We start from the raw sequence: 12,739 nt of genomic DNA on the forward strand, positions 1-12,739 counted from the left end.
GCTATGGGGGGTTAAAATGCTCACTAATTTTTTGCTCGACATTTGAAGCATTTAGCATGTTAATTGTTCTAATAAGTTCAAGAATATTATCTTCAATGGCTACGTTTATGTTGATTGGGCGACCAGATTGAAAATCAGGGTTATAGCCTTTGAAATGAGATTGTGTTTTTAACACGCCATCTTTAGCATAGTTAACTTTTATGGCTAAGGTACGATAATGGTAGTTTTTAAGTATTTCACTGACCATTAATGGACTTTGATGACCGACAGCTTTGATTTTCTCATCAATGACAGATCCTGCAATATAGCGTAATACCCCTCCAGGGTAGCGAGAGTGAAGTGTGGCATGATGAATCTCAAAGTGACCATCAACCATTGTGATCGGGATCGTACCATCAAGGATCCCTGTGAACTCAATGCTTTCATGATCAATAAGATCCGCTGCTTGTTTAATGTTAAGGCCAAAGACAGTGATGGGTATGGGCGTTAGTTTATGCAAGTTAGTAAGGCTAATATTATGTGCACTGACACTTCCACCCAGTAATGCGGCTGATATTCGATGTAATGTATATTGGTTTGTTAGCGTATTAATATCAATGAGTAAACTAGGGTTAGTGAGTATGATGCCTGCATGTAGTTGTTGTGCAAATAACGAAATAGGATGCAGGGTTTGAATCCCTTGCGGAGAGAAAGCAATATTAGCACTGCTTTCTAATTGAGTAATATTAATGCCGTAGTAACTGCCTGAAAGTAGATCGGTTGCAACTGTTGCGTTGCCGATGATGTGGCTATTACGATCAATAATAAATGAAGCGCCGTAGGTGATATTTCCGTCTGTAATATCAATCGGTAAAGCCAATGCTGGAAAGTAGTAGTTTTTTAAGCTATTGGCTGGTGTAAAAGCAATGGTCTGACGGTGTAATTTAACATGGGTTTTTGGGGTTGTGAGATCAGCGTTAATATCCATTTTTGCTAAAATATCATCATGACGATTGGCCAAGGTCGCGTTAACGTTAAGCGTCTTCTCTGCTAAATGGAATTTCCCGTACAGCGTACTTAATGGAAATAACCGTTTACGATTACGTTGAGCGGCATCCATGATGATTTTAAAGTGACTTGAGAATGTTGTCGGTGTTGGGGGAAATGTGTTTTTTATGGATCGGTTTTTCAAAAGAGAATCGTTTAATGGTGTCTTTTCAAATAAGAACTCATGGCGTAATAAAAATTGGCTTACATCAATGTGGAGTTGCGCTTTATAGTCAGTAATCGGTAATGTTTTTTGTGTTTGATGACGGGTTGCCAATTTGGCGGTTAGCTGTGCCTGAGTTTGTTGAGGTTGGTATAACGTCAGGGCAATGCGATCCTGCTTTTTTTCAAACAATCCAATTAATTGATTTAAACTGAAATCAATATCATCAATCTTATTACTGGCTAAAGTCGGAACACCTTCAAAGGTAAGCTTTTTGGTTTGTAAATGTGTGTGTTGTAATTGTGATATCAAGTAATTATTAGCCCACGTGGCTTTTATGTTTGATCTAAAAATGATGTCATCAACTTGACTATCAACGACGGGTCGTAATGTATTGATACTAGCATTGATCTTAGCGTTAAGGTGACATTGCAAGTTAGGGTACAAACAATTGAATTCATTAATAAGTAATTGCAGTTTAGATTTTGTTTTGGCGTTGTTAAAACTGATGGTTTCATTTTTATCACTTAAAGCGAGACTAAAAAGCTTATTTTGATAATTGATATTAAAGTTTATTTTACCATCGCTGTTCATTTGAATATTCGCGACATGTTTGGGGGCATTATTATGGCGTTTGGTTTTGTCTTTAGTAGCAAAGAACGGAGCTTCAAAGGCATATTTATTGAGTTCAATAGTAAAAGATGGCGGTAATTCAATACCAATCAAGTAATGGGCATCAACAATTTTGTTATTAATAACCATGGGATGAAAAGGTTTAGATAAACCACTCACAATTTGCTTCGCATAAAAGCGTAATGGGCCGTTTATTTTAGCGTCAGGAACATCTTCAAGCCCTAACCGATCGGTAAATTCTTTGGTGTTTTTGAAGTTAGCATTGCAATTTAAATAGTGTGGTAATGGCTGATGAAAAATGACTTTAATATCACAATTAAGGTTATTACCGTCACTTCGAGTCATTATGGTGTGAGCACGAGCGTCTGTTTTTGATAGATGATAAATATTAACATCAAGCAGGTATGGGTGTGGGCTTAACGCTTTTCCCTTAACAATAAAACGCGCTTTGGTCTTCTTTTCTGTCGCTATATTTAAATCTTTAGCTTGTTGATCTATTTTCTGACGCGCTTGTTTTCGACGTTGGCGTTGTTGTTTATTCTCACTGGTAACGGCTGAAGGCTTATCAAATGTAATTGTACTGTGGTTGATGTTTGCAGCTGTTGCTAGGTTTGCCATTGTGGACGATGCCGCTGCTGTTGGTGTTTCTAAAATGACTTTAGCATCAATTAATAAATCACCATAAGTTAGTGCATTTACTTTTAATTTTTTAATGGGTAAACGAGCAAGATTAGCAATAGCTTGTCCGAGATGGATCCCTTTGCTATCGATGTCTGTGCGATTGATAAACGCGGGCAAATATTGAGGTTGTTCGAGCTTTACTGTTTTAGCCGCTAGCACCATTGTGGGTAAACTACGGTTAAGATCAAACGTTAACGATAATTGAGAGATAATTTGCTCAGTTAGTGTGTTATTTAGTGTTTCCCATTGCGGGTGGATAGATGCAATAGTAACGGCAACAGGGGTTTTATTATCTAGCCATGCAATTGAGAACTGGCTGTTATTATACAATAAGGAATAATGCGGTGAGGGCTGAATATGAGGAAAGAAAAGGCTCAATTTACCTTTACTTGAATGACCTGAAATAACCAGATGTGGATTATGACTGATAGTGACATCAACCTGTTCTAAAATTTGGGTTGCAGCGGCTTCTTTACCATCACTGTGTGCTGCTGACGTGGTCACCTTACGAGCATGGGCGTTAATCGCGAGCGGGTATTTAAAATCAACAAATCTAAACGTAGCATCAAAAAAGTGGATATAACGTAAATAAAGCTGTTGTTTTTCGAGTATCGCAGTGGCCGTTGGGGAAAGCTCAATTTCATATTTCTTTGCAAATAAGCGATAACTGCCTTCATCAAGGTCATTATTAGGATCTGTTTGATGTTGTAAAGCAAGCTGGTGGAAGGTGACGTTGTAACTGAAAATGCGTAACGAAACATGTTCTGCATGAAGACCATTGTCATAACGCAGTCCTTTAAGATCAGTGATCGTTACATGGTTAATGTGCAACCATATAAGACCAATTATTGGCATCAGTAGTATCAATCCCAATAGCGATAACCCAATTTTAGTGCCGCTACGTAACCGCGACGTTTTAGCCTCCGTTGGTGGTGATGGCGTAATATTGTGCTCAGGCGATTTCACAGCGATAGGTCACCTTATGAAAAAGAATAATGTCGTTATTAGTAATAAACTACCGATAAACGATAAGGTGTAATGATGATCATTTACCTCATCTTTAAACATATACCAGATTCTACTATTCGTAAGTCATCCGCTTCATTAATTCAATAGAATTCACTATAAAGTGACTAATTATTCTTATCGTTACAAAATATACGGTGTTACATCTTTTAGTTTGAATTTCTATGCGCTTTTATTGTTGGCACTAATTGTCTAAATAATACAACCATCCTTGATAGGTGGTTGAATAAATACCGTTACATTGCCTTTGTTGCTGCTGGCGCTGTGCTAAAGGGAAAGAATCAAACAAACGTTGGTAACGAGCAGGATTACTGCCATAGACCAAACACAAAATATGCTGATAACGTTGTTGGCTAAGGCTATGTTGCTGAATAAAAGTGTTATTTCTAAGGTTCGAGTTATTTAAGGCTTGAGTACTAAATAAGCGACTAGCATTAATTGCAATGTCATCACCTCGATGAATATCATTAAGTAGCAAAATAACCACAAAATTATCGACGGTTGTTTCACTATTGCCTAATACGGGAATAGCACGATCTAGAATATAAGCATGACCAATCTCATGCAGTAGTGTCAGTAATAGGGCATCAGTTGTTGCCTGATAGCGTTGTTGTTGGGTTGGATAAGCACCTGTTTTCGATACATGTTCTAAAAGTTGATCAATATATTGGTAAGGGATCTGGATTTGTCCTTTGGTTGAATCAAAATTAGGTCCTTTAGCGCTACCAAAAACGATATTTAAGCTAGGGGCAAAAATATACCGCGTCTGACTTAGTTGTTTAATGGTTGCGAGGATAGAGGAGTGTTGAATGATGTCTTTTGCTTGTTGTTGTTGGGTGTTAGCGGGCGTGAGAAAGACAAAGTTAACCGTAGGGACAGGATCTAATGCTAATCCATAGCTACCGCCGGTTGGTTGGTCTGTTCCTGCGTAACTAAAGCAAGAGAGTGTCAGGCAGAATAAGCCGTATATGAACTTTAGTGGGGATGATAACTGCGAAAATGTTGGATTAGCCTTTGCACTCACCTTTTCACCAACCAGTTGATCAAAAGCGATAAAATGTTTATTCACGATGTCACCTCATACTGCTATAGATGTATCATAAGTGATAATTATAGCGGATGAGACAATAGGTAACGCTGTAAAAACATTAAATCACCTTATTTATAACTATTAATGATTCACTGCATGTTGTTTTATATTGGCTGTGCTTATTTTAACGGTAATAGCATATCAACGATACCATCGGCCAATTGCACATTAATTTCAAACCCTATTTTTTGTGCTAGGGTGATCATGCCTCGGTTGGTCGGCATTGTCATTCCTGTGAGTGTATGAAGCCCGCGTTGTTTAGCATAATTGATAAGTTTACTCATCAATATTCGCCCTAGACCGACACCTTTAATATCTGATCGAACAAGAATCGCAAATTCAGCATCATTATTATTTGCATCCGATAAGGCACGTACAACGCCTATAATCATCTCATCATAAATAGCGACAAAAGCCATTTCACGGTCGTAATCGATTTGGGTAAATTTAGCTAAAGCCTCATGATTTAATTCCCCTATATCAGAGAAGAAACGTTTATAAAGATCCTCTTCTGATACTTGGCTGATAAAGGCTTTATGAATAGGCTCATCTTCCGGTAATATTGGGCGCAGTAATATGACTTTACCGTCTTTAAGTTGGCATTGCTGTTCATATTCTTTAGGGTAAGGACGAATAGCTAACCGTTGCTGTATATCACCATTAAATGTGGCGATATCCATCGATGCATCAATAATTGTTAATTCATCACCAGAGATAAGCAAAGGATGAATATCCAGTGTGCTTATATTGGGGCAATCAATGATCATATGTGAAATAGTCACTAATAATCGGCATAGCGCGGGAATAGATATCTTCTCTAAACTGCTGCGTTGTTTGATTTTGTTACGCTTTAGTGCATTGATGACCATATAGCGGGCTAGTGCCATATTTAGCGGCGGTAACGCCACCACGGCATCACGTTCAATATCCCAATGAATGGTTTCTTCGCCCAACATGATCACAGGCCCAAAAACAGGATCGTTATGGACACCAATACGCAATTCTTGCGCACCGGAGCGGTTAGCCATACGTTGAATCAATAAGCCATCAATTCGTGCACTTGGATAGTGTAAAGCGACGCGAGATAAGATGGCATCGGCGGCATTAGCCACTTCATTGGCATTTCGTAGATATAAAACAACGCCGTGGATCTCTGATTTATGACGAATATCGGGAGAGCGTAACTTCACAGCCACGGGATATCCAATTTGTTCCGCAATATGTACCGCTTCAGCGACATCAGAGGCTATCCATGTTGGCAATGTTGTAAAACCATAGCTTTCTAGTAACGGTCGTACTTCATGAGTTTCAAGGTGGTAAATATTTTGCTGAAGTAAACGTTGTATTTCATGGCGAACATAATGCGGGTCTGCGGTAATGTCACTGACTGATACAGGTGTTTCCATTAACTGACGTTGATTACGGCGGTATTCGACTAAATGCATGAAAGCTGAAATCGCACTTTCAGGTGTACGATAAGTCGGTAAACGCGCTTGAGTAAAAAGACTACGCGCGTTGGTCGCTTCATTTTCACCTGACCAATTGGTTAAAATGTTAAATCGTTGGCTGCGAGGATGCTGGTGGAGGATATCAATAATGACTTTGGCGGTGTTAGTGCTATGAGCTATCGCTGACGGGCTATGTATAATAAGTAAGGCATCAAAATCATCGCTGTCCAATAGAATATTAATCACCTGTTGGTAACGCGCTGTATTAGCATCCCCCATGATATCTATCGGGTTTGTCTGTGACCAATAATAAGGCAATACTTGTGACAGCTTTGTTATTGTTGCCGCACTTAATTGTGCTAATTTGCCACCTCTATCCGATAAAGCATCTAATGCCATAATCGCTGGGCCGCCACCATTGGTGAGAATCGCTAATCGTTCACCGCGTAACGGTACTGAATGGGCCAGTGTTTCAACCGCAGCAAATAGATCATGGGTTGTATGTACGCGTAACATACCAGAGCGTCGAATAGCGGCATCATAAATTTCATCAACCCCATGCTCACCACTGGTATGTAATAAAGCTGCTGAACGTCCAGCGCTTGTACGGCCACTCTTTAATACTAAAATACGACGGTTTCTTGCTGCTGCGCGGGCTGCTGACATAAATTGGCGCGCATCTTTAATATTGTCGATATAAAGTAAGATTGCCTCAGTTTTTGTATCTTGGCTTAAAATATCAAGTAACTCGGCAAAATTAATGTCGCAGGCATCTCCTAAAGAAATAAAAGTAGAAAAGCCAATTTGTTTATTCTGTGCCCAATCAAGAATAGTGGTACACACTGCTGCTGATTGTGAAATAAATGCGATATTGCCTTTATTAGCACGAGTAGGGGTGACGGAAGCATTTAAGTTCAACCAAGGTAAAATTATCCCCATGCTATTTGGGCCAATAATACGCATATTATAACGCTGTGCATTGGTAAGCATTTGTTGCTGGTAGCTAATAGCTTCTTTGTTGTTAGTATGAGGAGCCATACCCGCGGCAATAACAATCGTTGCTTTTATTCCTTTTTCCCCTAGCTGGTTAATAATATCGGGAACAAGCTCTGCGCGAGTACATACAATAGCAATGTCTGGAATAATGGGCATTGATTCAATGTTGCGATAAGCCAGAATTCCGGCAACTGCAGCATACTTTTGGGTGACTGGAATAATTGGCCCGGAAAAACATTCTGATAACAAATTACTAACAACTATATGGCCAATTCGATTGGGATTATTTGATGCACCAATGACGGCAATACTATGTGGCTTAAAAAAATAAGTAAGGTTGTCCATACTGTATGCACTTTATATTTACATTTCTGACATTTTATATAGAAATATGAAGAATGTATCTATTTAGTGGCTATTATGTGACTTAAAATCGATAAAAGGAAAAGATAAGCGGGTAATTTTAGGTGTGTATATTCTATTTTGAATATTATTATACCTATAAGTATTATTGCGTATTTATATTGATAAATACACGATTATTGTATTGATAATGTTAATATTGTGTGTCTTAATATATGGGTAATTAAAGCTCTAGGTGTTAAACAATTAAGATGATTCATGATTTATATTTTAGATATCAACCCAGATACTATAATGGTGAGATATACTCTTATGAGGCATTATTAAGAAGCCATATACACAATTTTAATGTTGAGGATTTTGTGTATTCAATTCAATGTTCAGCTCATTTTGATTTGAATATTATTTTGAAAGTACTTCAAGACAGAAAATCATTGCATATTTGCGATGATGTTTCCATATCATTGAATATCTCGATTGCAAGTTTACTCGATAATGATTTTATAAATCAATGCTTGGATATTTTTGAAACGGAGAAAAATATCACATTAGAATTAACTAATCATGATAAAACAGATAATTTCGACGCTATCCAAAAAGCAATATTACTTCTTAAAAATAAAGGGGTTAGGTTTGCGATTGGGGATTTTGGTAAAGGATATTTGAATACGGATAATTTCTTATATCTTGACGTGGATTATATAATACTAGATCGTAGACTAATAAAAAATATTAATAATAACTATATTACTTATTCAGTGCTTAAATCAAAATATGAACATATTGCTAATGTTCTCGGTAAAATTGTAATTATTGAAGGCATAGAAACATTTGAGCAATTTAATTTAGTAAAAGAATTTGGTGATATGCTATATCAAGGATTTTATTTTTCTCAAGCGATTGATATTAGTGAAATTCGACAAATAGCTAATCTTCGATCTTTAAAAAAAGCACCTAAGAAAGAATTTTCATTAAAACTAGATCAAGCTATTTTTGATTTAAATCGGTCTCAAGAGCCTGAAAATATAAAAAAAGCTATTAATCAAATCAAAGAAATAGATAAATATAATATTATTGGATTAACATCAAATACGTTTGATCTACATAGTGAACGTCAACGGATCAACCAAAATTATCGTGAAATTACAAAAAATAAAACAAGTTCACATTTTTTACTTGCTGCATCATTAGTATGTGGTTGCGATGGCGCTGTCGTTATTCGTGATAAAGACGGTAATGTCATTTTTAATAATGAAAAGTTTATCAATTTTGTTGGTATTGATCTTGTTGATGTACCTGTAGAAGAAGTATGTGAAAAAATTACAGATTATCGTAGTTGCTTAAATGTTGATAATGAACTTTTATCTAGTGACTCGTGCTTTATGATGGCTGATGAGATCATTGAAACAAAAGATAATAGTGAGCTTGTTCATACATATAGGCAAAAGGTATCTCACTTCGGCCAACATTTCATTATTTGTTCTGTTTATGGCAACGTTGATTCTATCGTTGTCGATCCTCTGACTAATTGTTACCAAAAGAATTATTTATCATCAAACTATATGAATCAGTATAAGATTTTAGTTTTTATTGATTTAGATGGCTTTAAAGAGATTAATGATACATTAGGACATTATGTTGGTGATGAAGTCTTACGTGATTTTTCTTTAACAATGAAAGATTTATTACGAGATTCTGATGTGATGATACGTTTTGGTGGTGATGAATTTGTTATTCTATTAAATAGTCATGTGATTAAAAACGTTCAGCAACGAGTTGAACAATTAAGACAAAGTATCGAATATTATTTTAGTCAGAAAAAAATACAACTTAGTTTTTCTTATGGAATAGCTTCTTTAGAAGCAGGAGTTGACTTAGCGCTTAAGCATGCTGATATTGCAATGTATCAAGAAAAAGCATTTAGAAAAAGTAAGCGACAATCTTTATTGGCATAATATGATTGTGTTCTAACTTATAGAGTAAACCGAGTTGTCTCTATAATATTATGTGCGTATTGGATATGATTAATTAGTATAAATATCGCTTTTATAAAGCTAACAAAGTGATGCACGTAAATATAAAAAAAAGAGATCATATGATCTCTTTTTTTGCTGGTGGATAATAAAGCAGGTGGCTCAATTATTATAAGTAGCTTACACCTGGTAACGGCTTTTATCACCGATATCAAAATGTAGCGGCATACGCCATTTACTAAAGGCAGCAAATGCAAGTAATGCTGCACCTACCATAGCAAAGCCAACTCCAATATTTGCAGTATTAAATACGAAGCAGAACCAAAAACCGGCTAAAGCAAGAGGGGTTAATAAGAGTATTTTTACTTTAAAGCAGAAATATTCTTTTATTGAAAGTGCGCTAAAGACAAATAAAGCAGCACCTAAGGCTAATGGTTGCCATAAGCCCGCGATAAACCAGATTGCTGAGAATAAGCCCGCGCCTTGGATTAGCCAGCGAAAACGTTTGTCATAAATATGAACAGTTGTTGATGCTAATAAAGCGACCATAACTAGAAAAGGGGTTGCGGCATTGGTTTCTGAGCCAATGATTGTCATGATAATAGCAGCAACAGTGAATGCAGATCGGTATAGGATAACGGTTAGTTTATCAAGTATATCGAGTTCGCATTTAATATGTGGATCAGCCATTGAGGCTCCTAGGCAGTAGCAGAAAAGGTGGGTGATATTATTGTTAACAAAACAATATTTATTGTGAGCATGGTAACATAAATGCTTTTCGATTGATCAATCGTTATGATCTGTTTGATTGTAATCAAAAGCTACGGCAAACTATTATAGATCCTTTGTCATTCAATTGTTTTGATGATGAGCACCCCAATATTCGGTTGAGAATAAGAGAGAATAAAATGAAAAAAATTATCACATTGAGCCTGTTATCGAGCTTAGTGGGGTGTGCTCAATTGATGCCGCCAAAAACATCATTACAAACCCCGATTGAAACCATTAATACAACACAATCGACTGAAAAATTTGTAGAACCAACGGTCGTTGCTGAGTTAGATAAATCCGTTAAAACAGACCCTCTGTATCAATCGATAGATTCGATTGCCGTCAGCGAACAAGTTATAAAAGAGCAGCCAGCCGCAAAGGCCACACCAACAACTGAAAACACCTCAGAACCTACTGCTATTGAAGAAACGAATGAGCTAGCAGTAGATACAACAACAGATGTTGATGCCGCTGCCACCGAGCCAGCCAAGAATGCAGCAACAGATGTTGATTCAGCTGCCACAGAGCCAGCCGAGAATACAGCAACAGATGTTGATTCAGCTGCCACCGAGCCAGCCGAGAATATAACAACAGATGTTGATGCAGTTGCCACAGAGCCAGCCGAGAATACAGCAACAGATGCTGATGCCGCTGCCACCGAGCCAGCCGAGAATGCAGCAACAGATGTTGATTCAGCTGCCACAGAGCCGGCCGAAAATACAACAACGGATGTTGATGTAGTAGCGACTGAACCTGCCATAAATGCAGTGACGGAGATGGATGCTGCATTTATTGAATCAGCTGTGAATGCGGCAACAGAAACAGATAATACGGCGACAGCCGCTGTTACGACAGCGACTGTAACTGATGAACCTGAACCAATTGAGTCATCAAATGATACTACTGTGGATGATCAAACTGTTGTCGATGACCAAGCCTCGGCGAATGAACCCATAGCAGCTGATGATGAATATAAAACAACGGTTATGCATGGTTATAGTGTGCAAGTTACCGCATCAAGAGATGAACAATCATTAGTGACATTGCTGTCGCTATTAGACAGCCAACAACCGGCTTGGCTGAATAAGAAAATGATCAATGGCAGCCAAGTTTATACTTTATTATTAGGGCATTACTCTGATCATGAACAAGCAAAAGCGGCACTAGCCTTGCTACCTGACGCGGTACAGAACAATGGTGCATTTGTGAGGAATTTTTATGAGATTGAACATACTCGTTCACCACAATTGAAGCAATTACAATAATTCAAGAGTAAACAGCAGATAAATGGTGGTTTAATCACCATTTTTAGCACAAACTTCGCATGATTTAAAAATAAATCACGATAAGATGATGTAGAGGGTGCATTCACATTCGTTTTTTGATTACTATATTCAGTAGTGAATGCCTTATTCTTTGTGACCTTGGTAGTGTATCAAGGCTTTTGTAATCTGCATTGTATTGTGATTGGTCTAATTAAGGAACGATAATGAGTTCTATCCATGTATTATTATTGTGCGGCGGCGGTAGTGCTGAGCATGAAGTTTCTCTCGTGTCTGCAAACTTTATTGAACAACAATTAAAAGCGATTGATGGCGTTAGCTATACACGTGTTGAGATGACTAAAAATGAAGGTTGGTTAAATGAAAACCAACATTCTTGTGAATTGAACTTAGATAAAACATTATCAGCTGTCGGTGAGCAACCTATCACGATTGATTACGTGATCCCTTGTGTACACGGTTTCCCTGGTGAAACAGGAGATCTGCAATCACTGTTTGATTTAGCTGGTTTGCCTTATTTAGGTTGTGGTGCAGAAGCAAGCACGAATTGTTTTAATAAAATTACCACTAAATTATGGTTTGATGCGCTAAATATTCCAAATACGCCCTATGTTTTCTTGAGTGAGAACACTGAAGAAGCGCACCAGCAAGCGTTAGCTGCATTGAATAAATGGGGTAAGGTTTTTGTTAAAGCGGCGTGCCAAGGTTCATCTGTAGGCTGTTATAGCGTTGCAAACGCAGAAGAATTACGTACAGCTGTGAATAATGCATTTGGTTACTCTAACCAAGTGCTTATTGAAAAGACAATTAAGCCTCGTGAGCTAGAAGTTGCTGCTTATCAATTTGGTGATCAACTAATCATTACCAAGCCGGGTGAAGTATCATGCCCAGATGATAAGTTTTATAGCTATGAAGAAAAATATAGCACAGACAGCTTGTCAACAACTCAGGTTGAAGCGCGTAATATCACTGAAGAACAAATTGAAGCGATTCAGCACTATGCGCGTAAAGCGTTTGAGCAAATGAAGCTGAAAGATTTATCTCGTATTGATTTCTTTTTAAGTGAAGACAATGAAATTCTATTAAATGAAATTAATACTTTCCCAGGTATGACGCCAATTTCAATGTTCCCTAAAATGCTAGAGAACTATGGCCATGACTTTACAGACTTTATTGAAAAAGCGATTAAAAACGCCGTTAAGTAATATCTGACCAAGTGTTTTATTAGCCAACCTCTTATTATACTTTCAACGAGAAAGAATACAGGGTTGGCTTTTTTTATGCCA

Annotated in this window: 7 protein-coding genes; 3 read left to right on the forward strand and 4 right to left on the reverse strand. The window is 37.4% G+C overall.

From position 1 onward, the window contains the following. Position 1: 1 nt before the first annotated feature. The 3 genes from ACJZU6_RS18885 to ACJZU6_RS18895 form a co-directional block, all read right to left on the reverse strand. Positions 2–3,469, reverse strand: coding sequence for a YdbH domain-containing protein (locus ACJZU6_RS18885; protein ID WP_408901085.1), 3,468 nt, complete (start codon positions 3,467–3,469; stop codon positions 2–4). 244 nt (positions 3,470–3,713) lie between these two features. Next, positions 3,714–4,598 (reverse strand): DUF4344 domain-containing metallopeptidase, encoded by an 885-nt coding sequence (locus ACJZU6_RS18890; protein WP_408901086.1) that lies wholly within the window; start codon positions 4,596–4,598, stop codon positions 3,714–3,716. Between the two features lie 140 nt (positions 4,599–4,738). Then, positions 4,739–7,408, reverse strand: coding sequence for a GNAT family N-acetyltransferase (locus ACJZU6_RS18895; protein WP_408901087.1), 2,670 nt, complete (start codon positions 7,406–7,408; stop codon positions 4,739–4,741). A gap of 269 nt (positions 7,409–7,677) precedes the next feature. Between ACJZU6_RS18895 and ACJZU6_RS18900 the strand changes: the two genes are divergently transcribed. Next, the gene (locus tag ACJZU6_RS18900; RefSeq protein WP_408901088.1) at positions 7,678–9,381 is read left to right on the forward strand and encodes a GGDEF domain-containing protein; all 1,704 of its coding nucleotides are present in this window, start codon (positions 7,678–7,680) and stop codon (positions 9,379–9,381) included. A gap of 198 nt (positions 9,382–9,579) precedes the next feature. Here ACJZU6_RS18900 and ACJZU6_RS18905 read toward each other — a convergent pair whose 3' ends face one another. Further along, positions 9,580–10,089 (reverse strand): hypothetical protein, encoded by a 510-nt coding sequence (locus ACJZU6_RS18905; RefSeq protein ID WP_408901089.1) that lies wholly within the window; start codon positions 10,087–10,089, stop codon positions 9,580–9,582. Positions 10,090–10,307: 218 nt separating this feature from the next. Between ACJZU6_RS18905 and ACJZU6_RS18910 the strand changes: the two genes are divergently transcribed. Continuing rightward, positions 10,308–11,435, forward strand: coding sequence for an SPOR domain-containing protein (locus tag ACJZU6_RS18910; RefSeq protein ID WP_408901090.1), 1,128 nt, complete (start codon positions 10,308–10,310; stop codon positions 11,433–11,435). A gap of 224 nt (positions 11,436–11,659) precedes the next feature. Next, complete coding sequence (locus ACJZU6_RS18915; RefSeq protein WP_080155926.1) at positions 11,660–12,658, forward strand: D-alanine--D-alanine ligase; 999 nt, start codon at positions 11,660–11,662, stop codon at positions 12,656–12,658. The last annotated feature ends 81 nt before the right edge of the window (positions 12,659–12,739 follow it).

It is taken from the genome of Photobacterium piscicola, from assembly GCF_046058925.1.
GTDB lineage: Bacteria > Pseudomonadota > Gammaproteobacteria > Enterobacterales > Vibrionaceae > Photobacterium > Photobacterium piscicola.